At 71.0% G+C, this 26,673-nt stretch carries 32 protein-coding genes and 1 pseudogene; 18 read left to right on the forward strand and 15 right to left on the reverse strand.

Annotated elements, in window-relative coordinates; translation table 11 throughout:
• Window positions 1–31: 31 nt before the first annotated feature.
• On the reverse strand, window positions 32–796 hold the full coding sequence (locus ACIRU3_RS35535; RefSeq protein ID WP_404065461.1) for a GntR family transcriptional regulator: 765 nt from the start codon (window positions 794–796) through the stop codon (window positions 32–34).
• Between the two features lie 245 nt (window positions 797–1,041).
• Window positions 1,042–1,827: a glucosamine-6-phosphate deaminase gene (nagB, locus tag ACIRU3_RS35540; protein ID WP_404065464.1), complete on the reverse strand. Its 786-nt coding sequence runs from the start codon at window positions 1,825–1,827 to the stop codon at window positions 1,042–1,044.
• A 170-nt stretch (window positions 1,828–1,997) separates the two neighbouring features.
• Between nagB and ACIRU3_RS35545 the strand changes: the two genes are divergently transcribed.
• Window positions 1,998–2,648 (forward strand): TetR/AcrR family transcriptional regulator, encoded by a 651-nt coding sequence (locus tag ACIRU3_RS35545; RefSeq protein ID WP_404065467.1) that lies wholly within the window; start codon window positions 1,998–2,000, stop codon window positions 2,646–2,648.
• A gap of 349 nt (window positions 2,649–2,997) precedes the next feature.
• Window positions 2,998–4,464 (forward strand): sensor histidine kinase, encoded by a 1,467-nt coding sequence (locus ACIRU3_RS35550; protein ID WP_404065539.1) that lies wholly within the window; start codon window positions 2,998–3,000, stop codon window positions 4,462–4,464.
• A gap of 212 nt (window positions 4,465–4,676) precedes the next feature.
• Here ACIRU3_RS35550 and ACIRU3_RS35555 read toward each other — a convergent pair whose 3' ends face one another.
• Window positions 4,677–4,934: a WhiB family transcriptional regulator gene (locus ACIRU3_RS35555; RefSeq protein ID WP_003992873.1), complete on the reverse strand. Its 258-nt coding sequence runs from the start codon at window positions 4,932–4,934 to the stop codon at window positions 4,677–4,679.
• A gap of 322 nt (window positions 4,935–5,256) precedes the next feature.
• A complete protein-coding gene (locus ACIRU3_RS35560; RefSeq protein ID WP_404065469.1) occupies window positions 5,257–6,225 on the reverse strand; it encodes a diacylglycerol/lipid kinase family protein in 969 nt (322 codons plus the stop codon).
• 146 nt (window positions 6,226–6,371) lie between these two features.
• Between ACIRU3_RS35560 and ACIRU3_RS35565 the strand changes: the two genes are divergently transcribed.
• Window positions 6,372–6,824, forward strand: a complete 453-nt coding sequence (locus tag ACIRU3_RS35565; protein ID WP_404065472.1) for a hypothetical protein — start codon at window positions 6,372–6,374, stop codon at window positions 6,822–6,824.
• A 3-nt stretch (window positions 6,825–6,827) separates the two neighbouring features.
• Here ACIRU3_RS35565 and ACIRU3_RS35570 read toward each other — a convergent pair whose 3' ends face one another.
• The 3 genes from ACIRU3_RS35570 to ACIRU3_RS35580 form a co-directional block, all read right to left on the reverse strand.
• Window positions 6,828–7,979 carry an RNA polymerase sigma factor SigF gene (locus tag ACIRU3_RS35570; protein WP_404065475.1) on the reverse strand — a complete coding sequence of 384 codons (1,152 nt, stop codon included), beginning with the start codon at window positions 7,977–7,979 and terminating at the stop codon, window positions 6,828–6,830.
• Entirely contained in the window at window positions 7,976–8,389 is a 414-nt protein-coding gene (locus tag ACIRU3_RS35575; RefSeq protein ID WP_004925829.1) for an anti-sigma regulatory factor, read from the reverse strand. The genes ACIRU3_RS35570 and ACIRU3_RS35575 overlap by 4 nt, the downstream gene beginning before the upstream one ends.
• A gap of 273 nt (window positions 8,390–8,662) precedes the next feature.
• A complete protein-coding gene (locus ACIRU3_RS35580; RefSeq protein WP_404065477.1) occupies window positions 8,663–8,923 on the reverse strand; it encodes a UBP-type zinc finger domain-containing protein in 261 nt (86 codons plus the stop codon).
• A gap of 61 nt (window positions 8,924–8,984) precedes the next feature.
• Here ACIRU3_RS35580 and ACIRU3_RS35585 point away from each other — a divergent pair, with 61 nt between their 5' ends.
• Window positions 8,985–10,580, forward strand: coding sequence for a Na+/H+ antiporter (locus tag ACIRU3_RS35585; RefSeq protein WP_404065480.1), 1,596 nt, complete (start codon window positions 8,985–8,987; stop codon window positions 10,578–10,580).
• Window positions 10,581–10,631: 51 nt separating this feature from the next.
• Here ACIRU3_RS35585 and ACIRU3_RS35590 read toward each other — a convergent pair whose 3' ends face one another.
• Entirely contained in the window at window positions 10,632–11,546 is a 915-nt protein-coding gene (locus ACIRU3_RS35590) for a 1-aminocyclopropane-1-carboxylate deaminase/D-cysteine desulfhydrase (protein ID WP_404065482.1), read from the reverse strand.
• A 9-nt stretch (window positions 11,547–11,555) separates the two neighbouring features.
• On the reverse strand, window positions 11,556–12,149 hold the full coding sequence (locus tag ACIRU3_RS35595; protein WP_404065485.1) for an N-acetylmuramoyl-L-alanine amidase: 594 nt from the start codon (window positions 12,147–12,149) through the stop codon (window positions 11,556–11,558).
• 289 nt (window positions 12,150–12,438) lie between these two features.
• On the opposite strand from ACIRU3_RS35595, the gene ACIRU3_RS35600 reads away from it, so the two are divergent.
• Window positions 12,439–13,845, forward strand: a complete 1,407-nt coding sequence (locus tag ACIRU3_RS35600) for a family 2B encapsulin nanocompartment shell protein (protein ID WP_404065488.1) — start codon at window positions 12,439–12,441, stop codon at window positions 13,843–13,845.
• A 112-nt stretch (window positions 13,846–13,957) separates the two neighbouring features.
• On the forward strand, window positions 13,958–15,088 hold the full coding sequence (locus ACIRU3_RS35605) for a family 2 encapsulin nanocompartment cargo protein polyprenyl transferase (RefSeq protein ID WP_404065491.1): 1,131 nt from the start codon (window positions 13,958–13,960) through the stop codon (window positions 15,086–15,088).
• Between the two features lie 190 nt (window positions 15,089–15,278).
• On the opposite strand, the gene ACIRU3_RS35610 is transcribed toward ACIRU3_RS35605, so the two are convergent.
• Entirely contained in the window at window positions 15,279–15,869 is a 591-nt protein-coding gene (locus tag ACIRU3_RS35610; RefSeq protein ID WP_404065541.1) for a TetR/AcrR family transcriptional regulator, read from the reverse strand.
• A 143-nt stretch (window positions 15,870–16,012) separates the two neighbouring features.
• Between ACIRU3_RS35610 and ACIRU3_RS35615 the strand changes: the two genes are divergently transcribed.
• The 6 genes from ACIRU3_RS35615 (at window position 16,013) to ACIRU3_RS35640 (ending at window position 19,231) form a co-directional block, all read left to right on the forward strand.
• Window positions 16,013–16,597: a dihydrofolate reductase family protein gene (locus ACIRU3_RS35615; protein ID WP_404065494.1), complete on the forward strand. Its 585-nt coding sequence runs from the start codon at window positions 16,013–16,015 to the stop codon at window positions 16,595–16,597.
• 26 nt (window positions 16,598–16,623) lie between these two features.
• Complete coding sequence (locus ACIRU3_RS35620; protein ID WP_404065496.1) at window positions 16,624–16,857, forward strand: hypothetical protein; 234 nt, start codon at window positions 16,624–16,626, stop codon at window positions 16,855–16,857.
• A gap of 102 nt (window positions 16,858–16,959) precedes the next feature.
• Window positions 16,960–17,382 carry a YciI family protein gene (locus tag ACIRU3_RS35625; protein ID WP_404065499.1) on the forward strand — a complete coding sequence of 141 codons (423 nt, stop codon included), beginning with the start codon at window positions 16,960–16,962 and terminating at the stop codon, window positions 17,380–17,382.
• Window positions 17,379–18,587: an RNA polymerase sigma factor gene (locus ACIRU3_RS35630; protein ID WP_404065501.1), complete on the forward strand. Its 1,209-nt coding sequence runs from the start codon at window positions 17,379–17,381 to the stop codon at window positions 18,585–18,587. Before ACIRU3_RS35625 ends, ACIRU3_RS35630 begins: the two co-directional genes overlap by 4 nt.
• A gap of 9 nt (window positions 18,588–18,596) precedes the next feature.
• Entirely contained in the window at window positions 18,597–18,929 is a 333-nt protein-coding gene (locus ACIRU3_RS35635) for a DUF952 domain-containing protein (protein WP_404065504.1), read from the forward strand.
• Window positions 18,926–19,231 carry a hypothetical protein gene (locus ACIRU3_RS35640; protein WP_404065506.1) on the forward strand — a complete coding sequence of 102 codons (306 nt, stop codon included), beginning with the start codon at window positions 18,926–18,928 and terminating at the stop codon, window positions 19,229–19,231. Before ACIRU3_RS35635 ends, ACIRU3_RS35640 begins: the two co-directional genes overlap by 4 nt.
• Window positions 19,232–19,363: 132 nt before the next feature.
• On the opposite strand, the gene ACIRU3_RS35645 is transcribed toward ACIRU3_RS35640, so the two are convergent.
• The 3 genes from ACIRU3_RS35645 to ACIRU3_RS35655 are packed head-to-tail and all read right to left on the reverse strand — an operon-like array spanning window position 19,364 to window position 21,016.
• Window positions 19,364–20,110: a VOC family protein gene (locus ACIRU3_RS35645; RefSeq protein ID WP_404065543.1), complete on the reverse strand. Its 747-nt coding sequence runs from the start codon at window positions 20,108–20,110 to the stop codon at window positions 19,364–19,366.
• Between the two features lie 47 nt (window positions 20,111–20,157).
• Complete coding sequence (locus ACIRU3_RS35650) at window positions 20,158–20,574, reverse strand: VOC family protein (RefSeq protein ID WP_404065508.1); 417 nt, start codon at window positions 20,572–20,574, stop codon at window positions 20,158–20,160.
• A 43-nt stretch (window positions 20,575–20,617) separates the two neighbouring features.
• Entirely contained in the window at window positions 20,618–21,016 is a 399-nt protein-coding gene (locus tag ACIRU3_RS35655) for a helix-turn-helix transcriptional regulator (protein WP_404065510.1), read from the reverse strand.
• A 118-nt stretch (window positions 21,017–21,134) separates the two neighbouring features.
• Here ACIRU3_RS35655 and ACIRU3_RS35660 point away from each other — a divergent pair, with 118 nt between their 5' ends.
• From ACIRU3_RS35660 to ppk2, 3 genes are read left to right on the forward strand one after another with little or no spacing between them, the layout of a single operon-like run.
• Entirely contained in the window at window positions 21,135–22,289 is a 1,155-nt protein-coding gene (locus ACIRU3_RS35660) for an anion permease (RefSeq protein WP_404065513.1), read from the forward strand.
• Window positions 22,290–22,305: 16 nt separating this feature from the next.
• A complete protein-coding gene (locus tag ACIRU3_RS35665) occupies window positions 22,306–22,539 on the forward strand; it encodes a hypothetical protein (RefSeq protein ID WP_404065516.1) in 234 nt (77 codons plus the stop codon).
• Window positions 22,540–22,555: 16 nt separating this feature from the next.
• Entirely contained in the window at window positions 22,556–23,452 is an 897-nt protein-coding gene (ppk2, locus tag ACIRU3_RS35670; protein ID WP_404065518.1) for a polyphosphate kinase 2, read from the forward strand.
• A 271-nt stretch (window positions 23,453–23,723) separates the two neighbouring features.
• On the opposite strand, the gene sodN is transcribed toward ppk2, so the two are convergent.
• Complete coding sequence (gene sodN / locus ACIRU3_RS35675; protein ID WP_404065520.1) at window positions 23,724–24,119, reverse strand: superoxide dismutase, Ni; 396 nt, start codon at window positions 24,117–24,119, stop codon at window positions 23,724–23,726.
• A gap of 145 nt (window positions 24,120–24,264) precedes the next feature.
• Between sodN and sodX the strand changes: the two genes are divergently transcribed.
• Window positions 24,265–24,699 (forward strand): nickel-type superoxide dismutase maturation protease, encoded by a 435-nt coding sequence (sodX, locus tag ACIRU3_RS35680; protein ID WP_404065523.1) that lies wholly within the window; start codon window positions 24,265–24,267, stop codon window positions 24,697–24,699.
• On the opposite strand, the gene ACIRU3_RS35685 is transcribed toward sodX, so the two are convergent.
• Complete coding sequence (locus ACIRU3_RS35685; protein WP_404065526.1) at window positions 24,603–25,232, reverse strand: CGNR zinc finger domain-containing protein; 630 nt, start codon at window positions 25,230–25,232, stop codon at window positions 24,603–24,605. The two genes, sodX and ACIRU3_RS35685, sit on opposite strands and share 97 nt — an antisense overlap.
• A 100-nt stretch (window positions 25,233–25,332) precedes the next feature.
• Here ACIRU3_RS35685 and ACIRU3_RS35690 point away from each other — a divergent pair, with 100 nt between their 5' ends.
• Together ACIRU3_RS35690 and ACIRU3_RS35695 are read left to right on the forward strand one after the other, a co-directional pair.
• Window positions 25,333–26,091, forward strand: a complete 759-nt coding sequence (locus tag ACIRU3_RS35690) for a class I SAM-dependent methyltransferase (RefSeq protein ID WP_404065529.1) — start codon at window positions 25,333–25,335, stop codon at window positions 26,089–26,091.
• A 128-nt stretch (window positions 26,092–26,219) separates the two neighbouring features.
• A pseudogene (locus tag ACIRU3_RS35695) lies at window positions 26,220–26,673 on the forward strand (hypothetical protein); the annotation flags it as partial.

The following is a 26,673-nucleotide window of genomic DNA, read 5'->3' on the forward strand; positions in this document are numbered from 1 at the left end:
CGGGGTTGTGGCGTGAAGAACCGAACTCCGGTCAGTCCTGCGGGCGCTTCAGCCGTGCCACGAACTTGTACCGGTCGCCCCGGTAGACGGACCGCACCCATTCCACCGGCTTGCCCTCCCGGTCCAGGGAGTGACGGGAGAGCATCAGCATCGGCAGGCCCACGTCGGTGCCGAGCAGGCCGGCCTCGCGCGGGGTGGCCAGCGAGGTCTCGATGGTCTCCTCGGCCTCGGCGAGATGGACGTCGTAGACCTCGGCGAGGGCCGTGTACAGGGACGTGTACTTCACCAGCGAGCGTCTGAGGGCCGGGAAGCGCTTGGCCGACAGGTGGGTGGTCTCGATCGCCATCGGCTCGCCGTTGGCCATGCGCAGCCGCTCGATGCGCAGCACGCGCCCGCCGGCCGTGATGTCGAGCAGCTCGGCGAGCCGGTCGTCGGCGGTGATGTAGCCGACGTCCAGCAGCTGCGAGGTGGGCTCCAGGCCCTGGGCGCGCATGTCCTCCGTGTACGAGGTGAGTTGCAGCGCCTGCGAGACCTTCGGCTTGGCGACGAAGGTGCCCTTGCCCTGGATGCGCTCCAGCCGGCCCTCGACGACGAGTTCCTGCAGGGCCTGGCGGACGGTGGTGCGGGAGGTGTCGAACTCGGCCGCCAGTGTGCGCTCGGGCGGGACCGGCGTGCCCGGCGCCTGCGTCTCCGTCATGTCGAGCAGGTGCTTCTTCAAGCGGTAGTACTTGGGCACGCGCGCGGTACGGACCGTCGTCCCGGCCTCGTTCTCCGCACTGCCGACGTCGGTGCTCATGCTCTGCCTTCCCGGCTCCTGATGCCGAAAGCGACCGACATCCCATCGGTCACGGCTCACATCGTGGCACGGCTTCGCGCCTCAGGGCTCCACCCGCACGCTCCGTGATCTCCTCTATATACCGTCGGACCCGGTGTTGGTCTAGTCCAGGGGGGCGGGAGGTGTGCGGTGGCGACGCTCCTACGGCGGCGCGACCGCCCGAGCGGTGCCTGTCCCGGGTGCCGGAGCGGTGCCGGCGCCCCGGACTAGATCCCCTGCCAGTCCGGCTTGTTCGCGTAGGTGTGCCGGAAGTAGTCGGCCAGCTTGAGCTTGGACGCGGCGGCCTCGTCGACGACCACCGTGGCGTGCGGGTGCAGCTGGAGCGCGGAGGCCGGGCAGACGGCCGCGACCGGCCCCTCGACGGTCGCCGCGACCGCGTCCGCCTTGCCCTCGCCCGTCGCCAGCAGCACCAGGTGCCGGGCCTCCAGGATGGTGCCGATGCCCTGGGTGATGACGTGGTGCGGCACCTGCTCGATGTCGCCGTCGAAGAAGCGCGCGTTGTCGATCCGGGTCTGTTCGGTCAGCGTCTTGATCCGGGTGCGCGAGGCGAGCGAGGAGCACGGCTCGTTGAACCCGATGTGCCCGTCCGTCCCGATGCCCAGCAGCTGCAGGTCCACACCGCCGGCCCCGGCGAGCGCCCTGTCGTACGCCTCGCACGCCCCCTGGACGTCCTCGGCCGTGCCGTCCGGCCCCATGAACGCGTCCATCCCGATCCCGAGCGGCTCCAGCACCTCCCGGCGCAGCACCGAGCGGTAGGACTCGGGATGCTCGGCGGGCAGACCCACGTACTCGTCGAGCTGGGCTATCCGTGCCCGCGACGTGTCCACGGCACCGGAGCGCACCTTGCCGGTCAGCGCCTGGTAGACGGGCAGTGGAGTCGAGCCGGTGGCCACACCGAGCAGGGCATCGGGCTTGCGTCGCAGCAGCTGGGCCATGGCCTCGGCGATCAGCTCGCCGCCCGCCGCGGCGTCCGGAACGATGACAACTTCCACGCTGGGCCTGCCGTTCTGAAGAGGGCCTGGAGGTCTGGGAGAGGTCAGAGCAAAGGTCTCTATGTGGTTTAGACCAATCTAACAGAATCGGACTCCCGGGCCCAGGTGAGGCGCCTGTTGTGCCGGCACTTCTCCGGCATTTCTCTAGGGGACGCTATAAAATGCACTCCATGGTGAGCGCCCGGGAGACGGTCCGGCAGACGGCAGAGGCGACAGGGCAGGTCAGGGCGTCGCGGTCGCGGGGCCGTCCGCGCTCCTTCGACCGTGCCACCGCGCTGGAGAAGGCGCTCATGGCCTTCTGGGAGCACGGCTACGAGGCGACCTCGGTCTCCGATCTCACCCGGATCATGGGCATCGGCGCCCCGAGTCTGTACGCGGCCTTCGGTGACAAACGGACCCTGTTCGAAGAGGTCGTCCGGGTCTACGCCGACACCCACGGCGCCTTCGGCGACCGCGCCCTCGCCGAGGAGCCCACCGCCCGCGCCGCCGTCGAGCGGACGCTGCGCGAGGCCGCCGCCGTGTACACCGACCCAGCCCACCCGTACGGCAGTCTGGTCGTCCACGCGGCGACCAACTGCACCAGCCCCGAGGTCGAACAACTGCTGCGGGAGCGGCGCAACACGGGCATCGCGGCCGTCGAGTCCCGGATCCGGACCGACGTGGCCGCGGGGCGGCTGCCGGCAGGCACCGACGCCGCTGCCCTCGCACGGCACGCCGGAGCCATGATCCAGGGCATGTCCCAGCAGGCCCGGGACGGCGCGAGCCGGGCGGAACTCGAGGCGCTCGCGGAAATTGCCATGGCCATCTGGCCCCGAGGCTGACCCGAGCGGGCTAGGCTGCGTGGCATTGCGTGCCCGCGGACTTCAACGCATACCCTCTCCCGCATGGACACGCCATCGTGGTCTAGTCCACAATGCGTAGGCGACCATCGTAGGGAAAACTGAACAGCTTCCGTCTTCCCCGCACAGGAGGACGGACCGAGGAACCGGTGCTCTCTGCCCTGACTGCCCCGGCTCCTCGACCTTCGGCCGACCGGGACCGCACACCCCACGGCCGATGATGCTCCGGGCTGCGGTGCCGGGTGGGTTGAGGGTCCCTCCCAGGCGCCGCGGCCCGCGGGTGTTTTTCGGCCGCCGGCGAGGCCCCGGGTACGCTCGCACCGTGCCCTCCATGAACGAACTCGTACGCCAGCACACGGCCCTCGGCGATTCCGACCTCGAGTGGCTCCACCTGCTGGTCTCGGAGTGGCAGCTGCTCTCCGACCTCTCCTTCGCCGACCTGGTGCTGTGGGTCCCCACCCGCGACGGCACCCGGTACGTCTCGGTCGCCCAGATGCGCCCCAACACCGGCCCGACCTCGTACCAGGACGACATGGTCGGCCACCTGGTCCCGCGCGGCCGGCGGCCCATGCTGGACGCGGCGCTGGACGAGGGGCGCATCGTGCGCGAGGGGGACCCGGAATGGCGCGAAGAGGTCCCCGTGCGGGTCGAGTCGATCCCCGTACGGCGTGAGGGCCGCGTCCTCGGCGTCATCGCCCGCAACACCAATCTGCTCACTGTCCGTACACCGAGCCGGCTGGAGCTGACCTACCTCCAAAGCGCCTCGGACCTGGCGCAGATGATCGCGGCCGGCTCCTTCCCCTTCCCCGACCAGCAGGTCGACATGGACGCCTCGCCGCGCGTCGGCGACGGTCTGATCCGGCTGGACGCGGACGGCGTCGTCCAGTACGCCTCCCCGAACGCCCTCTCCGCCTACCACCGCCTCGGCCTCGCCGCCGACCTGGTCGGCCACCACCTCGGGCAGACCACGGCCGAACTCGCCCCGACCCGGGGTCCGGTGGACGAGGCGCTCGCCAAGGTGGCGAGCGGCTGGGCGCCGCGCGAGTTCGAGATCGAGTCGGGTGACGGGGTGATCCAGTTCCGGGCCATTCCGCTCAAGCCCAAGGGCACCCGGATCGGCTCCCTGGTGCTGCTCCGGGACGTCACCGAACTCCGGCGCCGCGAACGCGAGTTGATCACGAAGGACGCGACCATCCGGGAAATCCACCACCGGGTGAAGAACAACCTGCAGACCGTGGCGGCGCTGCTGCGTCTGCAGGCCCGGCGCATCGACTCCGAGCGCGGCCGGGAGGCCCTGGAGGAGGCCGTACGGCGGGTCGGCTCCATCGCGATCGTGCACGAGACGCTCTCGCAGAACCTGGACGAGCGCGTGGAGTTCGACGACATCGCCGACCGGGTGCTCGCGATGGTCGCCGAGATCTCGCCGGGCAAGGTGGCGGGCCGGCGCAGCGGACGCTTCGGGGTGCTCGACGCCGAGGTCGCCACCCCGCTGTCCATGGTCCTGACCGAGATCCTGCAGAACGCCCTGGAACACGGCTTCCGCGAGGGCGACACCGGCACGGTCGAGGTCTCCGCGGTCCGCGGCGGCACCACCAAGGAGGCCCGTCTCCTCGTCACCGTCCAGGACGACGGCGTCGGCCTGCCCGAGGGCTTCGACCCGCACCGCTCGGGCAACCTCGGCCTGCAGATCGTACGCACCCTGGTGGAGGGCGAGTTGGGCGGCACCTTCGACATGGTCCCGGCACCGGAGCGGGGGACCCGGGTGATCCTCGACATCCCGGTGCGGGCGCAGAAGTAGGAATCACCCGGAAGGCCGAACGGACGGCGTACCCGATCGGCCCCGAACAGCATTGAGCCCCGGGCCACTTGGTGGTCCGGGGCTTAAAGCTCGTTGCTGCTCTGCTATGTCGCTAAGCGCATCGGGGGTACTGCGCGCTGCGGCTCGGGGGCGGGAGATGCGTACTCGCTGTACGCGCCGCCAAGCTCAGGCTGTCAGCAGGGGTGGGACTGTCAGGCGGAGGCCTGACGGGCCCGGTTGCGGGCGGCGCGGCGCTTCATCGCGCGGCGCTCGTCCTCGCTGAGACCACCCCAGACGCCGGAGTCCTGACCGGACTCGAGCGCCCACTGCAGGCACTGCTCGATAACCGGGCAGCGACGGCAGACGGCCTTGGCTTCCTCGATCTGCAGCAGCGCAGGACCGGTGTTGCCGATGGGGAAGAAGAGCTCGGGGTCTTCCTCGCGGCAAACGGCGTTGTGACGCCAGTCCATGGCTGCTACCTCTCCTTGGTATTACATGCAAGTTGCTTGTGAATGTGAACGCTTTCACGAATCCCTCAACAAGTGAAGGGCCGAACGCCAAGTCTTCACCCGGCGGGGTCCTGTGGTTTGAAGAGGGGTTCCGGTGATCAGTGGAGGCCGGTGTTGCGGGCCGTCCCGATCGCCACGTAGAGACTCGCAAACCTCAGCGGCGGATACAACCCCTTCCGGAAAGTTTTTTTTGATTCCTCGGTGTCGACTGGGTCACAGCCGTACTTCCATGGGGTGGATCCTGGCCTAAACGTTCGAGTGAAAGGACTTTCGCCCGTTCCGCTCACACAATCACACGCAGTGCGCGGCGTACGCCTGTGAACGTCACGCTCGTACGCAGTCCGAGGTGGTCGCCGTCCATCTGAAGGGGCAGAGGGACCTTCGAATGCAAGGTGAACTGGTCCAGATCGTGCAGTGAGACGGCATGCCTGCCATGGGGTCCGCGCTCGGGGGACGAAGTGAGCAACTGGGTGCCATACCGGGCAACCGCGGCCGTCGACAGTCGGCTGAGACCGAGCACGTCGATGCCTGTATCGAACGATGCCTTAGGTGACGTGTACATCGGGCGATTGCCGAGATACGTCCAAGGGGACGTGTTCGAGACTATGGCGACAACGAGATCGGTGACCGGGTCCGCGCCGGGCCGCTCCAGGGTGATCGCGCCGTGCCGGCGGTTCTGCTCGCCGAGGAACTGCCGGACCACCTGCCGCACGTACAGCGCGTGCGTCGACTTCCTGCCGCGCTCGCGCTGCTGCTCGACCCGGCCGACCACGCCCGCGTCGAAGCCCAGTCCGGCGTTGAAGGTGAACCAGCGGTCCGGCACCGCCTCGTCCTCGGTGCCCGGCGTGCCCGAGGTCAGTCCGAGACCGACGACCCGCTCGCTGCTCTCGCGCAAGGCGTCCAGCAGCGCGCCGGTGGCCTCGACGGGGTCGTTGGGCAGGCCCAGGGCGCGAGCGAAGACATTGGTCGAGCCGCCGGGGACCACGGCGAGTCCGGGCAGACGGTCCGGGTCGGGGCCGGCGTGCAGGAGGCCGTTGACGACCTCGTTGACCGTGCCGTCGCCGCCCAGGGCCACGACCAGGTCGATGTCGTCGCTCTCCGCTGCCTGCCGGCCCAGGTCGCGCGCATGGCCGCGGTACTCGGTGGTGACCGCTTCCAGCTTCATCTCGCTCGCGAGCGCGTGGATCAGGACATCGCGCCTGCGTGCGCTTGTGGTGGTTGCCGCCGGATTGACCACGAGAAGTGCACGCATGGATGGCAGCGTACCTACTGGGGGGTACCCGGCCCAGACCGAGGTAGGGATCCGGTAAGAGAAAGGAGCGTGAGCCTGGACACTCATGACTGTCCGGCGTGCGGGGTGGAGGCGGCCGCCACGGGGCACGGGGCTACGCTTCCGGGGTGAGCAGTGAGCAGAACACCGCCCCGGACACCGCCCGAGCCGCCACGGCCGACGGGCCCCGCCCGCGCCGGCTGACGTACGCGGCGGCGCTGGCCGCGCTGGAGGGCGTCGCCCTGGTGATCGGGGGTGTCTGGATCGTCGTCCTCGGACTCACGGGCGACCCGGACGACCGACAGCAGGCCGTGACCGGCGGGATCACTCTGGTGGTGCTCGCGCTGCTGCCGCTGCTCGCCGCCCGCGGTCTGATGCTCAGGCGCAGCTGGAGCCGAGGCCCCGCCGTCATCACGCAGATCATGGCGCTTCCGGTGGCCTACAACCTGCTCCAGGCCGACAGCATGGCCATCCCGGGCGGCATCGCCCTGGCCGTCGTGGCCCTTGCCGCGCTGGTGCTGCTGGTGAACCCGGCGACGACCCAGGCCCTCGGGATCAAGGGACCGGGCCGGGCCGAGTAGGGCTCACTCCTCGACGAGCAGCTTCTCCCGCAGCTGAGCGAGGGTGCGGGCGAGCAGCCGGGAGACGTGCATCTGGGAGATGCCGACCTCCTGCGCGATCTGCGACTGGGTCATGTTCCCGAAGAACCGCAGCAGCAGGATCCGCTTCTCGCGCGGCGGCAGGTCCTCCAGCAGCGGCTTGAGGGACTCGCGGTACTCCACGCCCTCCAGCGCCTCGTCCTCGGCGCCGAGGGTGTCGGCGACCGCCGGGGACTCGTCGTCGGTGTCGGGGACGTCCAGCGACAGCGTGGAGTACGCGTTGGCGGACTCCAGGCCCTCCAGGACCTCCTCCTCGGAGATGGCGAGTTTCTCGGCCAGCTCGTGGACCGTGGGGGAGCGGCCGTGCTGCTGGGACAGCTCGGCCGTCGCCGTCGTCAGCGCGAGACGCAGCTCCTGCAGCCGGCGCGGCACACGGACCGCCCAGCCCTTGTCGCGGAAGTGCCGCTTGATTTCGCCGACGACGGTCGGGGTGGCGTACGTGGAGAACTCCACGCCGCGCTCCGGGTCGAAGCGGTCGACCGACTTGATCAGGCCGATCGTGGCGACCTGTGTGAGGTCGTCCAGCGGCTCGCCGCGGTTGCGGAAGCGGCGTGCCAGGTGCTCGACGAGCGGCAGGTGCATACGGACCAGCTGGTTGCGCAGCTCCGCGTACTCCGGGCTGCCCTCCTTCAGCTTGCGCAGCTCGACGAACTTGGCGCGCGCCCCGCTGCGGTCCTGGGGGTCGTGCCGGGTGGCCCGCACGGCCTCCGCGGCACGCGTCCCGCTGCGGTCCTGGGGGTCGTGCTGGGTGGCCTGCACGGCCTCCGCGCCCAGCGCGGCGTCCTCGGCGTATCGCTCGTGCTCGCTCATCGTCCCGCCCGTAGCCCTTCCCCGAGCCCTCGCCTCCGCGGGGGCGGCGGACCCGACGCCGCCGCGTCCCTCCGAAGGCGCGCTCTGCACGGCACCGTCGCTGCCGGCCTCAGCGGAGTCGTCCTCCGGATGCGGCCTGGCCTGCTCGGGGATGCCGTCGATGCCGTCCGCCATGCGCCGGGAAGCGTCCGTGGGGCCTCGGTCCCCCGTCGGCAGCTCCCGTGTGCCGCGTTCTTCGTCCCGCACCGGCCCGTCCCCGTTCCTCACGCCGGCCCGGGGCCCGCGCCGCGCTGTTTGTAGAGGCTGATCGACACGGTTTTGTCTTCGTCGACGGCGGACGAGACCTTGCCCGCGAGGGCCGAGAGCACCGTCCAGGCGAAGGTGTCCCGAGAGGGGGCGTGGCCGTCGGTGGTCGGTGCCGACACCGTGACCTCCAGCGAGTCGTCGACGAGCCGGAAGACGCAGCTGAGCACGGAGCCGGGCACGGCCTGTTGCAGCAGGATCGCGCAGGCCTCGTCCACGGCGATGCGCAGGTCCTCGATCTCGTCCAGGGTGAAGTCCAAGCGGGCGGCGAGACCGGCCGTGGCCGTCCGCAGCACCGACAGGTAGGCACCCGCAGCCGGCAGCCGGACTTCCACGAAGTCCTGGGTCGCGGGCTCGCCTGCGATCTGGGACACCCTCACCTCCATGGTGGTACAAGCTTTACGGGGCCGAGGGTCGCCCCCCGGGGTAACGCATATGTGGTTCCGCGGTGACGCTATCGCGCCCCGAACGGTCCTGTCCCCGGGACCCCAACCCCCCGACGTCACTCACAGTAAAGCTGTGGATACGCTCCGTGTCTAGAGGGTTTGCGGGCCCAAATGGGAAGAGCGTGCGCCGGGTTGACGTACCCCGGCGTCGGACGCCCGAACCGTCCACGGCCATTGGCCGCATGCCCTGTCAGTGCAGTGTCACACGAGAACGTGGTCGACGAAGCACCAGCGCCAGTCCTCGCCGGGTTCGTAGGTCCGCATCACCGGGTGGCCGGACGCCTCGTGGTGCTCCGTCGCGTGTCTGCCCGGCGAGGAGTCGCAGCAGCCGACGTGGCCACACGACAGACAGATCCGCAGCTGCACCGGATGCGTCCCACGGGCGAGACACTCCGGGCAGGTCTCGGTCAGGGGCTCGGGTTCCGGGTGCGGCAGCGCGTCGGAGTGCGTGCACTGTTTCATGATTGCCAGATTACGACGGGTGTGCGGGTGGCCGCGCGGAAAACGAGGGTGGGCGAGGACGATGGACGTGATGCCGCTGCTGTTGCTGGTGGCGGGAAGTGCCGCGGTGGCGGGGGCCGCGCGGCGCACCCCGGTGCCGGCGCCACTGCTGCTGGTGGCCGTGGCGCTCGCGGTCTCGTATGTGCCCGGCGTCCCCGACTACACGCTCTCCCCCGAGGTCGTCCTGCCCCTGGTGCTGCCCCCGCTGCTGTACAAGGAGGGCACCGAGAGTTCCTATCTCGACCTGCGTGCGCAGATGCGGCCCGTGGCGCTGCTGTCGGTCGGGTACGTCCTCTTCGCGACCTTCGTCGTCGGCTGGGCCGCCTATGTCGTCGTTCCGGGGCTGCCGCTGCCCGCCGCTCTGGTGCTGGGCGCCGTGGTGGCGCCGACGGACGCGGTCGCGGCCGCGGCGATCGCGCGCCGGGTCGGGCTGCCGTCGCGGATCACCACCATCCTCCAGGGCGAGTCCCTGCTGAACGACGCCACCGCGATCACCGCCTACAAGGTGGCGCTCGCCGCCGCCGTGGGCGCGGGCGCGACCTGGGCGGGCGGGGTGGGCGAGTTCCTGCGCGCCGCGGTGGGCGGTGTGGTCGTCGGACTGGTGCTCATGGTGCCGATCCACTGGCTGCGCACGCACCTCAAGGAGGCGCTGCTGCAGAACACCCTCTCCCTGCTGATCCCGTTCGTCGCCTACGGCGTCGCCGAGCAGATGCACGGCTCCGGCGTCCTCGCGGTCGTGGTGGTCGGCGTCTACCTCGGACACCGCGCGTGGGAGGTCGACTTCGCCACCCGGCTCCAGGAGGACGCGGTGTGGCGGATGGTCGCCTTCCTCCTGGAGTCGGCGGTCTTCGCGCTGATCGGACTGCAGCTGCCGCCGGTGCTCAGGGGTCTCGGGGAGTACCGGGGTGTGGACGCCGCCTGGTACGCGGCCGCCGTCTTCGTCGTGGTCGTCGCCGCCCGCTTCGTGTGGGTCTACCCGGCCGCGTTCCTGCCGCGCGTTCTCTCCAGGCGCATTCGGGAGCGCGAGGACAACCCCACCTGGAGGGGGGCCATGGTGACGTCGTGGGCCGGCATGCGGGGCGTGGTCTCCCTGGCCATCGCCTTCTCGATCCCGGCCGAGGTGCACGGGGGCGGCCCCTTCCCGCAGCGCAACCTGATCCTGTTCCTGACCTTCAGCACGGTCATCGGCACACTGGTCGTGCAGGGCCTGACGCTCCCGGTCCTCATCCGCCGGCTGAAGTTCCCCGGCCACGACCAGCAGGCCGAGACCCTTGCCGAGGCCAACGCCCAGGCACAGGCCTCCAGGGCCGCCGAGAACCGCCTGGACGACCTCCTCTCCGACGAACGCAACGCGCTGCCCCCGCCGCTCGCCGACCGTCTGCGCGCCGTCCTGGAGCGCCGCCGCAACGCCGTCTGGGAGCGCCTCGGCCAGGTCAACCCCGTCACCGGCGAGTCGGTCGACGACACCTACCGGCGACTGTCCCGCGAGATGATCGGCGCCGAACGCGAGGTCTTCGTCACGCTCCGCGACCACCGCTACATCGACGACGAGATGCTCCGCGCGCTGCTGAGACGACTGGACCTGGAGGAAGCGGCCGCCTACCGAGAGGCCGCCTAGTGCGTCCATGGCGTCGCGATGCAGGCGGGAGTTCGACGACAGGGCCCAGTACTACGGGAACGGCCGCCCGGTGACGACAGCGGCGAGCGCCGTCCCGCGCGCGAAGGCGCCCTCACCCGCCAGGGCGACAAGTCCGTACAGCAACTTGGCGACATAGAGACGCTCCACGGGCAGTCCGTGGCGCTGTTCGAAGTCCTTTGCGAAGGTGTCGAGTTCGGGGGGCGTACGGGCGTAGCCGCCGAAGTGGAAGCGGTCGTCGAGCGACCAGTCGCCGGTGCGGGCGCCGAAGGCGCGGTTCTGGAGGGCCGCTGTGTCGTGCTCCAGGAAGCCGCCCTTGAGCACCGGTACGCCGAGCGCGCGCTGCCCGGTGGCCAGTCCGGCGGCCAGCCCGGCGAGGGTGCCGCCGGTGCCGCAGGCCACCGCGACGACGTCGGCCCGGCCGCGCAGCTCCTCGCCGAGGGCCCGGCAGCCGCGTACGGCCGCGGCGTTGCTGCCGCCCTCGGGGACGACGTACGCCTCCTCGGCGCCGGCCGCGCGCAGGATCGCCGCCAGGGTCTCCGGCTCGCCCTTGCGCCGGTACGTCGACCTGTCGACGAAGTGCAGCCGCATGCCGTCGGCCGCGCACCGGGACAGGGAGGGGTTGAGCGGGCGGCCGGCCAGCTCCTGGCCGCGGACCACGCCCGTGGTCGGCAGCCCGAGCAGCCGGCCCGCGGCGGCCGTGGCCCGCAGGTGGTTGGAGTAGGCCCCGCCGAAGGTGACCAGCGCCCGGCCGCGCGCCGCCTCCAGGTTCGGCGCCAGCTTGCGCCACTTGTTGCCGATCAGGTCCGGGTGGATCAGGTCGTCCCGCTTGAGGAGCAGACGCAGGCCGTGCCGGGCGAACCGGTCGTCCCGGATCTCCTCCAGGGGGGAGGGGAGGCGCGGGGCGAGCGGGTCGGTGCTGGTCACGCCCTCATTGTCGCCCGGCATCCCGCGCGGCTACGCCTTGAGGCGCTCCTCGACCCGCTCCCGCAGCCACGCCATCGAGAAGCCGCGCGGGTCCACCTTGCCGGGCTGCCACTCCAGGTGGCCGATCACCGAGCGTTCCGTCCAGCCGTGGTGGCGGCACACGGCCGCGGCGGCCCGCGCGATCGCGTCGAGCTGCGCCTCGGGCCAGGGATCCTCCCCGTCGCCCAGGTTCTCGCACTCGAAGCCGTAGAAGTGCCGGTTGCCGTCGGTGTTCGCCTCGTTGTCCGGCGGCAGCCGCTTCTCGGCGATCACCGCGCGCAGGACGTCGTCGTCGCCGAGCCCTGCGTGGTTGGCGCGGCCGTAGCCGACCAGATGGACCCTGCCGTCCTTGGTGATCACTCCGTGGCACAACGGGCCCGGCAGCGCCGAGTGGCCGTTGCGGCAGAGCTCCACGGTGTGCGCGCTGCCGCGGGTCACGGTGTGGTGGATCATCACACCGTGGACGGGACCCCAGGGGCCCTTGTGGTTGCGGTTGTGGGTCTGCCAGTCGCCGACCTCGACGATCTCGACGCCCTCCGCTCGAAGCGCATCCAGAAACCCGCTCGCGGACATGGGTGGGGCCACGGCCGCCTCCTTCGTGCTGTGCCCGGTGCCGCCGGTCGCGGCCCTGTCGTACCGCTGCTTCTACCGAAACCGGACGTCCCGGACTACATCGTTCGCACACTGTGCGAGCCGATCCGGACAGACCTCGCAAGTGGGGGGCACTGGACAAGATCCCTCTTTCTGCCCAGTGGTGTGATGATCCATTCCCGCTCTTTCGGGTAATGGTGCGAGTACGTTGCGTGATGGAAGGCTCGCTCGTGAGACCGGTGTGCGATGCGGCACCGGGACATACATGAGAGGGCATTTTCTTATGTCGGTAGGCGAAGAGGTCCGCACCGAGCAGGGCAAGCCGCAGCAGTCTCTCGGTACAGCGGCGGCGCGGAACCTGGCCACCACGACCAAGTCCGCTCCACAGATGCAGGAGATCAGCTCCCGCTGGCTGCTGCGGACGCTGCCCTGGGTGGACGTACAGGGCGGCACGTACCGAGTGAACCGGCGGCTGACGTTCGCCGTCGGCGACGGCCGTATCACGTTCGTGAAGACCGGCGACCAGGTGGAGGTCATCCCGGCGGAACTCGGCGAACTTCCGGCGCTGCGGGCGTACGAGGACATCGAGGTGCTGACCGAGCTGGCCCGGCGCTGCCGCCAGCGGGACTACGCGCCCGGCGAGGTCATCACCTCGTTCGGCAACCAGAGCGACGAGGTGTACCTGCTCGCCCACGGCAGGGTCGAGAAGGTCGGCACCGGCCCGTACGGCGACGACGCGGTCCTCGGAGTCCTCGCCGACGGCGCCTATTTCGGCGAGCAGGCGCTGCTGGACCCGGACGCCATCTGGGAGTACACCGCCCGCGCGGACACCGCGTGCACGGTGCTGATCCTCAGCCGGCAGGACGTCGAACAGGTCGCCGAGCGCTCCGACACGCTGCGCGAGCACCTCCAGGAGCTGCGCGCGGTCCCCGAGGAGCGGACCAACAAGTACGGCGAGAAGGAGGTCGCGCTGGCGGCCGGCCACAGCGGCGAGCCGGACATCCCGAACACCTTCGTCGACTACGAGGCGCGGCCGCGCGAGTACGAACTGAGCATCGCCCAGACCGTGCTGCGCATCCACACGCGCGTGGCGGACCTGTACAACCAGCCGATGAACCAGACCGAGCAGCAGTTGCGGCTCACGGTCGAGGCGCTGAAGGAGCGCCAGGAGCACGAGCTGGTCAACAACCGGGAGTTCGGGCTGCTCCACAACTGCGAGTACGACCAGCGGCTGCAGCCGCACGACGGTGTGCCCAGCCCCGACGACATGGACGAACTGCTCTGCCGCCGGCGCGGCACCAAGCTCTTCCTCGCCCACCCGCGCGCGATCGCCGCGTTCGGGCGTGAGCTGAACAAGCGCGGACTGGTCCCGGAGACCGTCGAGATCGGCGGCAACCGCATCCCGACCTGGCGCGGAGTGCCGATCTACCCGTGCAACAAGATCCCGGTCACCGAGGCCCGTACGACCTCGATCATCGCCATGCGTACCGGTGAGTCCGACCAGGGTGTCATCGGGCTCAGGCAGTCCGGCGTCCCGGACGAGATCGAGCCGAGCCTGTCCGTGCGCTTCATGGGCATCAACGAACAGGCCATCATCAAGTACCTGGTGACGGCGTACTACTCGGCCGCCGTGCTGGTGCCCGACGCGCTCGGTGTGCTGGAGAACGTCGAGATCGGCCGGTGGAGGTGACGTTTCCGCACTTCGCGGCCGTGTTCCCGCCCTTCGGGGCGGGTACATCCTCGGGGTATGTGTCCTGCCGGAGCGGAAGTGCCACCGTCCGCGGACTGCGCGAGGGGGACTCATGGCCGAGTTCATGACGGAGACCAAACAGCGTTCACCAGGAGCGTCCGAGCGGCGGGGGGCCGCCGGTGAGGCCGGGGCCGGTCCGCTCGACGGACAGGAGGCGGCCGCGCTGCTGGAGCGCACCAGGGCCGTCGTCGATCCGGAGCTGCGTGCGGCGGTCGAGTCGCTGCCCGGCTCGATGCGGCGGATCGCGCTCTACCACTTCGGTTGGGAGCATGCGGACGGCACCCCGGCTGCGGGCAACGCGGGCAAGGCCATGAGGCCCGCGCTCGTCCTCGCCGCGGCTGCCGCGCTCGGTGGTCCGAGGGCGAGGGCGGCCGCCGTCCGGGCGGCCGCGGCGGTCGAGCTGGTCCACAACTTCACGCTGCTGCACGACGACGTGATGGACCGGGACACCTCCCGCAGGCACCGGCCCACGGCCTGGACCGTGTTCGGCGTCCCCGACGCGATCCTCGCCGGGGACGCCCTGCAGGCGCTGGCCCTGCGGCTGCTCGCCGAGGACCCGCACCCGGCCTCCGGCCCGGCCGCGGCCAGGCTCGCCGACTGTGTCGTCGAGCTGTGCGCCGGACAGCACACCGACACGGACATGGAGCACCGCGCACCCGACGAGGTCACCCTGGACGAGGTGCTCGCCATGTCCGAGGCGAAGACCGGCGCGCTGCTGGGCTGCGCCTGTGCCCTCGGCGCGCTGTACGCGGGCGCCGGCGAGGAGGACGTGGCGGCGCTGGACGGCTTCGGCCGCCAGGCCGGGCTGGCCTTCCAGCTGATCGACGACGTGATCGGCATATGGGGCGATCCACGGCGCACCGGCAAACCGGCCGGCGCGGATCTCGCGGTCCGCAAGAAGTCCCTGCCGGTGGTGGCGGCGCTCGTCTCCGGCACTCCGGCGGCGAGCGAACTCGCCGCGCTGTACGGGAAGCCGTACGTGGCGGGCGAGGCCGGGGACGGCGGGGAGATCGCGCGGACGGCCCTGGCCGTCGAGCAGGCCGGCGGCCGGGACTGGGCGCAGGCCGAGGCGGCCGACCGGATGGCCCTCGCCATGCAGGAGCTGGCCCGCGCGGTGCCCGCACCGGAGGCGGCGGGCGGTCTGCTGGCCCTGGCCGAGTTCGTGACCCGGCGCACCAATTGAGGCTGCCGTGACCGGCGGCCGGCAAAGGACCCCGGAGCCACCGGGACCGCGCGGTTCCTGACCCCGCACGGCCACCGGCGGCTCCGGCCGGCAGGCCCCGCACATCCCCACAATGTGCGGGGCCCGCCGATTGTGGTGGCGAGGTGCTGGGATTCCTCGCCGATGGGGAGCGGGGCGTGGGATCGGCCGGCTACTGCTCGGGCACCACCGTGGCCACGATCCTCTCGACCAGTCCCTCCGGCACGCTCACGCCCCGCAGGACTCCGTCCAGGACGCCGGGCAGGGTCAGGTGTTCCAGGATGAGGCCGAGCATGGCGAGGTAGAGGACGGTGACGGTCTCGTCGCCGCCGGGCAGGCCGGCCTGTCGGTGGAACTCCATGCCCTGCACCAGGTCACCGCGCACCGACCCGGTGAAGGAGGCCCGCAGTTCGGGCCGCCGGGTGGCCTCCAGGCGCATCTCCAGCAGGGCCAGATAGCCGGTCCGGTCGCGGGTGGCGCGATCCATGATGTCCCGCATGAAGGCCGTGACCAGCGAGCGGTCACGGGGTGCGCGCAGCAGTGTCTCCATCACCTCCGGATCCGGCGCGAGCCGGATGTGCAGCCGGGCGTCGATCTGGCGCAGCAGGTCGTCGCGGCCGGTGAAGTAGTTGGACGCGGTACCGGTGGGCACGCGCGCCTCGCCGTCCACGGCGCGGAAGGTCAGCCCGCGTGCGCCCTCCCGTGCCAGCACCGCGATCCCGGCGTCCACCAGCGCCGCCCGCCGTTCCGGATTGCCCGCCATACGGAATCCCTTCTCCCACTTGCCCTCGGTGCCGACGGCAGCCCGGAAAACACCTTGCACCACTACAGGCGGAGTGCTACAAATGAAGCACTACAACCGGAGTGGTCATCCAATCGCTCCGCAGCCTACGAAAAGAGACCGGCTTGCGAAAGCTCACCTACTTCATCGCCTGCTCGCTCGACGGCTTCATCGGCGACGAACACGGCGACGCCTCCGAGATGCTCCGCTTCGTGGACGAGGAGTACTTCGACTTCCTCAAGACGGAGTTCCCGGAGACCCTGCCCACCCACGGCCGCAGGCCGCTCGGCCTGGATCACCTGGGGAACAAGCGGTTCGACACCGTCATCCAGGGCCGCGCCAGCTACGAGGTGGCACTGAAGGAAGGCATCACCAGCCCCTACGCCCACCTGCGCGAGTACGTCGCCTCGCGCACCCTGGGCGCCTCGCCCGACCCGCACGTCGAGATCATCGACGGCGACCTGACCGGCCGGGTCCGCGAACTCAAGGCGGAGGAGGGCGGGTTGGACATCTACCTCTGCGGAGGCTCACAGCTGGCGGGAGCCCTGCTCGACGAGATCGACGAACTCGTCGTCAAGACCTACCCGATCGTCTACGGCACCGGCATGCCGATGTTCGGCACCGGCCTGGACATCAAGGAGTTCGCCCTGGACTCCGTGCGCACCTTCGGCAACGGCGCGCTCGTGCGGACGTACCGCAGGAAGCGCTGAACCCCCGGCCGCCCTACCCTGAGGACATGGACAGCGAGGACCACGTCTGTCCCGTCTGCGGACAGCCCGTCGAAACGATCGTCAAGCGGCACAAGACACTGGGCGCATGGGTGCCGGTGTGGGGCCCCGGCCCGTGCCGCAACCCCGACTGCGCGTCCCATGGGAAGCATGCCGAGCCCGCGGCCCCGGTCACCGGGAACGAGCGACAACCGCACTCCGAGCAAGCGCACCCCGATGAGTCCGCCGCGGAAAAATCCTGAGCGCGGAAAAATCCTGAGCCCGTGTCGAGAATCCCGGCCCGGCTCCGACGTCCCCTGTGAGAGTCGCCCACCGAGGGCGGCCCCGAGCCGAAGGAGCGGACCATGAAGTACCTGGTGATGGTGCAGGGCACGCAGGCGGACTACGACGCGATGCGGGGCGAGGCCTCCGCGGACGCCCCGTCCTGGAACGAGGAGCAGCTGCAGGCCATGTACGCGTACATGGGCGCGATCAACGACGACCTCGCCGAGTCCGGCGAACTCGTCGATGCCCAGGGCCTGGCCGAGCCCGCCCGGACCCGGCTGGTCGCGCGCGACACGGACGGCGGGACGGTGATCACCGACGGGCCGTACGGCGAGACCAAGGAGCTGATGGCCGGCTACTGGGTGGTGGACTGCGCGAGCCTGGAGCGGGTCACCGAGATCGCCGAACGCGTCACGCGCTGTCCCGGACCCGAGGGCCTGACCGAGTACCCCGTGGTGATCCGGCCGATCATGGACGGCGCCGGGGACATCTGCGCCCAATGACGGAGGCGACCGGTACCGAGGACCTGCTGCGCCGGCACGCGCCGCAGGTCCTCGGTGCGCTGGTGCGGCGGTACGGGCACTTCGACGCCGCCGAGGACGCCGTACAGGAGGCACTGCTCGCGGCGGCCCGGCAGTGGCCCGAGAGCGGGGTGCCGGACAATCCGCGCGGCTGGCTGATCAGGGTGGCGGCCCGCCGGCTGACCGACGCGCTGCGCTCGGACGAGGCACGGCGGGCCCGGGAGGAACGGGCGGCGGCCCTCGCCGTCCGTGACACCCCGCCCGACCGGGCACCCCGCGAGGACGACACGCTCAGCCTGCTCTTCCTGTGCTGCCACCCCGATCTGACCCCGGCCGCGCAGGTCGCGCTGACCCTGCGCGCGGTCGGCGGTCTGACCACGGCCGAGATCGCCCGCGCGTACCTGGTCCCCGAGGCGACGATGGCCCAGCGGATCAGCCGGGCCAAGAAGAAGGTGCGGGGCGTGCGGTTCGGACGGCCGGACCACTGGGCCGAGCGGCTGCCCGCCGTTCTGCACACCCTCTACCTGATCTTCAACGAGGGCTACACCGCGACCTCCGGAACCGCCCTCCAGCGCAGCGACCTGGCCGCCGAGGCGATCCGGCTGACCCGCACCACCCACCGGCTGCTCCCCGACGACGGCGAGGTCACGGGCCTGCTCGCGCTGCTGCTCCTCACCGACGCCCGCCACGCCGCGCGCACCGGCCCGCACGGCGAACTGGTCCCGCTCGACGAACAGGACCGCGGCCGCTGGGACCGGGCCGCGATCGAGGAGGGTGTCGCCCTCGTCACCCGGGCGCTGTCGCAGGGCCCCGCCGGACCGTACGCGCTGCGTGCCGCGATCGCGGCCGTGCACGACGAGGCACCCTCCGCCGAGGCCACGGACTGGCGGGAGATCCTCGGTCTGTACGACCTCCTCGTCCGCCGGGTGCCCGGACCCGTGGAACGGCTCAACCGCGCGGTGGCCGTCGCCATGGTGCACGGCCCGCAGGCCGGCCTCGCCGAACTGCAGGGACTGGAGCGGGACCTGGGGGACAGCCACCGCCTGGACGCGGTGCGCGGGCATCTGTGGGAGCGTGCGGGGGCCCACGACCGTGCCCGCGCCGCCTACGCCTCGGCCGCCGCCGGGACGCTCAGCCTGCCGGAACGGCGCTATCTGCAGACGCGCGCGGCACGGCTCAGGCCGTAGCGTGGCCGCATGCCGAAGCTTGCGCACATCGTCCACATCACCGAGCGCCCCCTGTGGGAGGCGGCCCGCGAACGAGGCGTCTACGAGGTGTCGACCCGTGGCCGCACTCTGCAGGAGGAGGGTTTCATCCACTTCTCCACCCGCGAGCAACTCCCGCGCATCGCCGCCTTCCTGTACGGCGACTACGAGGGCCCGGACGAGCTGGTGGTGCTGGTCGTGGACCCGGCCCGGCTCGATGTGCCGCTGAAGTACGACGCCATGCCACCGCACGGCGAGGAGTTCCCGCACGTGTACGGGCCGGTGCCGGTCGAGGCCGTGGTGGACGTGGAGCCCTGGGGGTGACCGGGCAGGGGGGTGCGCCACGGCGCCGGTGGTGGCGCTGGGCCGTCCGCGGCTGGGCCGTGGCGGTGGCTGCCGGGGGCGGGTTCACCCTGTGGCTTCAGGGCTCGGTCCGGCCGCACGGGCCGTACGTCCGGGAGAACGGGGACGGCTCGGAGCCACGGAACGCTCAGGACGGCACGCCCGGCCCCTTCCGCGGGACGGGCGCGGACGACGACGGGTGCCCGCCGGACCCGGAGCCCGGGTCGACGCGGGCTCCGGGTGCGGTGCAGGTCGTCTGCGCGTACGCGGCTACGGCTCCCTGACCCCTGCGGGCAGCCCGCCCGTCTCGGGATCCCGGCCGGTCAGGCAGTACGTGCCGTCGGCCGGGTCGCGCATCACCGCCCAGTGGTCGACGCGGGCTCCGGGTGCGGTGCACGTCGTCTGCGCGTACGCGGCTACGGCTCCCTGACCCCCGCGGGCAGCCCGCCCGTCTCGGGATCCCGGCCGGTCAGGCAGTACGTGCCGTCGGCAGGGTCGCGCATCACCGCCCAGTGGCGGCCCTGGTGCACGTGGGTGGCGCCCAGTCGCTCGTGCCGGGTCCGGGTCGCCGCGATGTCCGCGCAGGCGAGGTCCAGGTGGGCGGAGGCCGGGCGTTCGTCGCCGAGCCGCTGGAGCAGGATCCGTACGGGCAGGCTCGCCGGCGGTGTGAGCACGCGGAACTCCGGCAGGGAACCCGGCAGCAGGTCCCAGCCGGTCAGCGCGGCCCAGAACGCGGTCTCGGTGTCGTACGAGGACGGCGGGACGTCCAGGCACACCTGGTCCAGGCGGCTGCCTTCGACCACCGGGGGCCGTGCCGCCTCCCCGTGCCAGGGCACGGCGCAGAACAGCTGTCCGGCGGGCGAGCGCAGCACGGCCCAGTCGCCGTGGTCCGTCACGAGCACCGCGCCGAGGTCCACGGCCGCCCGGACCAGGGCAGCCGGGTCCTCGACACAGAGGTCCAGGTGCGCGCCGCCCGCGCCGTCGGTGACCCCCTGGAGCTTCACGCAGGCGTCCGAGCCGTCGGCCAGCAGGGTCATGAACTCGCCGCGCTCGCCGCGTGGTTCGGACGGCCGGGTGCCGGTGACGGCGCTCCAGAAGGCGCGGGCCCCGGTCAGACGGTCGGCGGGGCGGTCGGCGAAGGCGTACGTCCAGCGAATGGTGATCACGCCGGGGATCGTAGGCCTTCGGTGCCCGGTGAGCCGGGGGGATTTCAGGCCGCGGCCCGCTGGAGGAACCGCAGCTGGTTCCCGGCCGGGTCGCGGAACGCACAGTCGCGGACCCCGTACGGCTGGTCCGTCGGCTCCTGGAGCACATCGCCACCGGCCTCCCGGACCCGCTCGTAGAGGGCGTCGCAGTCGGAGGTGGTGAAGATGACGCCGCGCAGCATGCCCTTGGCGAGCAGCTCGGCCATGGCCAGCTTGTCGGCCGGCGAGATGTCCGGGTTCGCGCCCGGCGGCTCCAGCACGATCTCCACGTCCGACTGGAGCGGCGAGCCCACGGTGACCCAGCGCATCCCCTCGAAGCTCACGTCATTGCGGATCTCCATGCCGAGGACGTCACAGTAGAAGGCGAGCGCCTTGTCGTGGTCGTCCACAGCGATGAAGCACTGCTTGAGTTTCAGGTCCATGGCCTTACGCTAGGCCCCGCCGGGCCGCCGCGCGAGGAACGTCTCAGTGCAGCCGGCGCCGGGGGCGGGTGAACGTACGTGCCACGCAGGACGGGATCACCGCGCTCTCCTCGTGGGAGCCTGCCCGGTAGGCGCTCGGGGTCTGGCCGACCAGCTCGGTGAAGCGGGCGCTGAAGGAGCCGAGGGACGTACAGCCCACGGCCATGCACACCTCGGTCACGGTGAGGTCGCCGCGGCGCAGCAGCGCCTTGGCCCGCTCGACCCGGCGGGTCATCAGATAGCTGTACGGCGTCTCCCCGAAGGCCTTGCGGAAGCTGCGCTGGAAGTGGCCGGGCGACATGTGGGCGCCACGGGCCAGTTCGGTCATGTCGAGCGGTTCCGCGTACTCGCGGTCCATGCGGTCGCGTGTCCGCCGCAGCCGTACCAGGTCCTCCAGAGTCACCTCCTCAGCTTGGCACAGAACGCATTCGCACAGGAACACACAACAGAGTCCCCCGAGTTCGACTGGGCCTTCGCCTCCAGTTCGCCTCGCATTGGCCTGCCCTTGCTTTCCTCGGGGAATGGACCACATCACGTTCCTCGTGGCGGTCGTCATCGTCACGGCTCTGGCCTTCGACTTCACCAACGGATTCCACGACACGGCGAACGCGATGGCGACATCCATCGCGACCGGGGCGCTGAAACCACGGACGGCGGTCCTGGTGAGCGGTGTCCTGAACATCGTCGGTGCATTCCTGTCCACCGAGGTCGCCAAGACGATCTCCGGCGGGATCGTGGACGACACGCTCGTCACGCCGGCGATGATCTTCGCCGGTCTGGTGGGGGCGATCCTGTGGAACCTCCTGACCTGGCTCGCCGGCCTCCCGTCCAGCTCCTCGCACGCCCTGTTCGGCGGGCTCGTCGGGGCCGTCTGGGTCGGCGCGGGGTCCGACGGCGTGCACTTCGACAAGGTTGTCGAGAAGGTGCTGATCCCCGCGGTGGCATCGCCGGTGGTGGCGGGCGTCGCCGCGCTGATCGCCACCTACCTCGCCTACCGGCTCACCGAGCGGGCCCGCAGGGACTCGGTGACCAAGGGCTTCCGGGTCGGCCAGATTGCCTCGGCCTCGCTGGTCTCGCTGGCGCACGGCACGAACGACGCGCAGAAGACGATGGGCGTCATCACCCTCACCCTGATCTCGGCGGGCGCGCTCGGCCACGAGGCGGGGCCGCCGGTCTGGGTGATCGCCTCGGCGGGTGTCGCGATCGGCCTCGGCACCTACCTGGGCGGCTGGCGGATCATCCGCACCATGGGCAAGGGCCTCACCGAGATCCAGTCCCCGCAGGGCTTCGCCGCCGAGACGGCCTCCACGACCGTGATCCTCACCTCCGCCCACCTCGGCTTCGCCCTGTCCACCACCCAGGTGGCCTCGGGCAGCATCCTCGGTGCGGGCCTGGGCCGCCGGCTGGCGGAGGTCCGCTGGGGCGTCGCCGGCCGCATGGTGGCCGCCTGGCTGATCACCCTGCCCGCCGCCGCGCTGGCCGGCGGGCTCGCCGCGAGCGTGGTCAAGCACGGCGGCAACGTCGGTACGGCGGTGATCGCGCTGGTCGCGCTCGCCCTCGCGGCGGTCATCGTCCTGGCCGCGCGCCGCAACCCGGTGCATGCGAACAACGTCAACGACCACCACGAGGTCGCCATCCGCACCCCCGCGCCGACCGACGTCGGCACGGCCGCCTGAGCCACGGAGAGCTGACATGCATCTGGACTGGACCGCACTCGGCCAGGTCACCGCGGTGAGCATCGGCGTCACCGTCGCGGTGGTCGTCGTCTTCGCCCTCGGCGTCCTCGGTCTCGCCCGGGTCGAGACCGCCCGCGAGCAGCCGGGTGGCACCTCGTCCCTCGGCTTCGCCCAGGCGGGGCTGTGCTTTCTCGCCTGCGTGGCGGTGGTGGCGTACGGGATCTGTCTGATCGTGCCGCAGTTCCACTGACCCGGAAGGGGACGAGATGACACCTCTGATGACGGAGGGCCTGCGGGTCGACCACACCGACCACGACGACCCCGCGCTGATCCGGCCCGACGGCACCCCCGTCGACACCTGGCGGGAGAACTACCCCTACGACCAACGGATGGAGCGCAAGGAGTACGAGTGGCACAAGCGGCTGCAGCAGATCGAACTGCTGAAGCTGCAGAGCTGGATCAAGGCGACCGGACGCCGGCTCGTCATCGTCTTCGAGGGACGGGACGCGGCCGGCAAGGGCGGCACGATCAAGCGGTTCACCGAGCATCTGAACCCGCGCGGCGCGCGCGTGGTGGCGCTGGAGAAGCCGACCGAGCGCGAGCGCGGGCAGTGGTACCTCCAGCGGTACGTCGAACACCTGCCGACCGCCGGCGAGATCGTGCTGTTCGACCGCTCCTGGTACAACCGGGCCGGTGTCGAGCGGGTGATGGGCTTCTGCACGGACGACGAGTACCGGCGCTTCATGCGCCAGGCACCGCTGTTCGAGCGGATGCTCGTCGACGACGGTGTGGACCTGGTCAAGTTCTGGTTCTCGGTGTCCCGGGGCGAGCAGCGCACCCGCTTCACGATCCGCCAGGTCGACCCCGTACGGCAGTGGAAGCTCAGCCCGATGGACCTGGCCTCCCTGGACCGCTGGGACGAGTACACCGCGGCGAAGGTCGCCATGTTCCGTGAGACGGACACCGAGCACGCCCCGTGGACCGTGGTGAAGAGCAACGACAAGAAGCGGGCCCGCGTCGAGGCGATGCGCAGCGTGCTGGCGCGCTTCGCGTACGGCGACAAGGACGAGGAGGTCGTCGGCACGCCCGACCCGCGCATCATCGGCGCCGCGGCCGGCCTGCTGGAGGCCGGCGAGGACGACCGGGACCACGTCCAGGGGTGACGGCCGGGCGTCGCGACCGCCGGCTTCGCGGAGGGTGGCGGCGAAGCCGGTTTTCCGAAAAGGGAGTTCCGCAGAGGCGGGTGCGGCGGACCGGTTCGGCGGGAGCGATGTGCACGCGAGTCTTTCCGGCCCGATGCGACGGCCGTGCCGGCGCGTGCAGACGAAAAGACCGCACCCGGACCGCCATGGACGCCGTGTTCGGCGGCCTGCGGACCGGGTGCGGACAGATGGACCAGGCGACCAAAGAAGTCACAGGTCGAGTGATCGAAGATCAGGCCTTCTTGGTCTCCCAGAAGATCTTGTCGATCTGGGCGATGTAGTCCAGAGCCTTCTGGCCCGTGGCCGGGTCGGTCGACGCCTTGGCGGCCGAGAGGGCCTTCAGGGTGTCGTTCACCAGCTGGTGCAGCTCCGGGTACTTCTCGAAGTGCGGGGCCTTGAAGTAGTCGCTCCACAGCACGGAGACGTGGTGCTTCGCCAGCTCGGCGCGCTGCTCCTTGATGACGGTGGCACGCGCCTGGAAGTGCGGGTCGTCGTTGCCGGCCATCTTGTCCTGGACGGCCTTCACCGACTCCGCCTCGATGCGGGCCTGGGCCGGGTCGTACACGCCACAGGGCAGGTCGCAGTGGGCGCTGACCTTGACCTTGGGGGCAAACAGGCGGGAAAGCATGGAGCATTCCTTCCTCGTGATCGTCTTCTCAGGTGCGACATTACTCCCTGAGGGACCGGTTTTCGTGAGTGCCCCCTAGGGCTTAGGACAAAAGTCCAGGGTCAGACTGAGACTGGTGGAGGAACGGACCGGGGAGGTGCCGGGGATGCCTGAGCTGTCGCAGGAGACCGAGCGGGGGAGGGCCGGGGCACCCTTCGGCCTGGCGGAGGTGACGGGTCCGTCCATGGTGCCCACGCTGCACCACGGCGACCGGCTGCTGCTGCAGTACGGCGCCGCGATCAGGCCGGGGGACATCGTCGTCCTGCGTCATCCGTTCCAGCAGGACCTGCTGGTCGTCAAGCGTGCCGTGGAGCGGCGCGAGGGCGGCTGGTGGGTGCTCGGCGACAACCCGTACGCGGGTGGGGACAGCACCGATTACGGAGTCGTGCCGGAGGAGCTGATCCTGGGCAGGGCGCGGTTCAGGTACCGGCCGCTCAAGGACGGTCAGCGCTCGCCGCTGGCGCTGGCGCGCTGGGTGCTGTCGGCCGCCAGGCCACTGCTGCCCGGTTGGTCGGCCTCCAGGCGTTTGCGGGCCCGGTAGGCGGCCACGTTGGCGCGGGTCGCGCAGCGGTCCGAGCAGTAGCGCCGGGAGCGGTTCGTCGAGGTGTCGAGGTAGGCGTTGCGGCAGGGGGCCGCCTGGCACAGGCCGAGGCGGTCGACGCCGTACTCGGTCAGATGGAAGGCCAGGCCCATGGTGGCGATCGCCGCGTACCCGGCGGTGGCGTTGGACGGGTGGTCGGCCAGGTGCATGTGCCACAGCGGGCGGCCGTCCTCGTCCCGGTGGTCGTGCCCCGAGACCTGCGGGCTCACCGGGAACTCCAGCAGCAGGGAGTTCAGCAGGTCCACGGCCAGGGTCTCGTCGCCCTTGTCGGCCGCCTCGAAGACGGAGCGCAGCCGGCCCCGTACCGAGCGGAAGCGCGTGACATCGGTATCGGTGGCGCGGCGGGCCGCCGACGCGTTCGCCCCGAACAGGTCACGGATGGCCTCGACCGAGGTGAGGGAGTCCTTGCCCCGGGCCGGTTCCTCGCTGTTGACGAGACGGACGGCGTAATCCGAGTAATAGGCCAGTTCCACTTGTAGTCCTTACCGAGGCGCTCTATGGTCATGTCTGCGGTCGGGTAACAGCCGGTCGTGCTTCCAGGGTATTACTTGTGCGTGAGGAGACGGGGATCCCATGACCACCGGTACCGGAACCGACTGGGCGGCGTGGCAGGAGAGCTGGGACCGGCAGCAGGAGTGGTACATGCCGGACCGCGAGGAGCGGTTCCGCATCATGCTCGACATGGTCGAGGCGCTCGTCGGTACGGCCCCGCGCGTCCTCGACCTCGCCTGCGGCACCGGCAGCATCAGCGCCCGGCTGCTGGCGCGGTTCCCCGAGGCCACCAGCACCGGGGTCGATCTCGACCCGGCTCTGCTCGCCATCGCGCGCGGCACCTTCGAGGGCGACGACCGCGTCTCCTTCGTCACGGCCGACCTCAAGGACCCCGAGTGGCCGGCGAAACTGCCGTACGACTCCTACGACGCGGTCCTGACCGCCACGGCCCTGCACTGGCTGCACAGCGATCCCCTCGCGGCCCTCTACGGTCGGGTCGCGGAACTGGTCCGCGACGGTGGTGTCTTCATGAACGCGGACCACATGATCGACGCGAGCACGCCCCGGATCAATGCGGCGGAGCGCGCCCAGCGGCACGCCCGTATGGATCAGGCCAAGCGGGACGGTGCCCTGGACTGGGCCGAGTGGTGGCAGGTGGCGGCCGACGATCCCGTCCTCGGCGAGCCGGCCGCCCGCCGTTTCGAGATCTACGGCGAGCACGCCGACGGTGACATGCCGTCCGCGCAGTGGCACACGCGCATGCTGCGTGAGAAGGGCTTCGGCGAGGCGCGAGCGGTGTGGTGCTCGCCGTCGGACACCTTGCTCCTCGCCCTCAAGTAGGCCGCGCCACGCGGCAGCAGAGGCGGTACGAGAATTCGTACCGCCTCTGCTGCGTCCTGGGAGGGGTCCCACCGCACTGATACGGGTGAGACGGTCCGTACCCGGTGGACCGGCGGGGAGGAGGACGGATGACGCGGGGCGCGGAAGCGGTACTGCACGCCTTCGTCGAGGGCAGGCGCACGGCGCTGTTCTGCGGCGCCTACCTGGTGTGCGGCAACCGCGACGAGGCCGAGGACCTCGTGCAGACGACCCTGGTGAAGGTCGTCGGCGAGGTACTGGAGGCACGGCTGCTGTCGAAGGACGGCAGCATCCTCGCCGTCCGTGACTGGACCGGCTCTTCGGGCAAGGGCTCGCAGGGGCCGGTGCTGAAGACGTTCCCGCTGACCCGGGCACAGCTGCGCGAACTCGCGCTGAAGCCGCAACTGCGGCCCTGGCCGCTCAGGCTGCCGCCGTCGGCAGACAAGGGGAGAGGGCGGTGGGGGGGGGGCCACCCCCACGCCCCCCCCCCCACATTTACGCGGTGGGGCCACGGCCCTGGGCCGGGAACACATAGGGCCGGGGGGGGGGGGGGTGGTGAGGTCC

The sequence above is a fragment of the Streptomyces sp. NPDC101151 genome, from assembly GCF_044768335.1.
GTDB lineage: Bacteria > Actinomycetota > Actinomycetes > Streptomycetales > Streptomycetaceae > Streptomyces.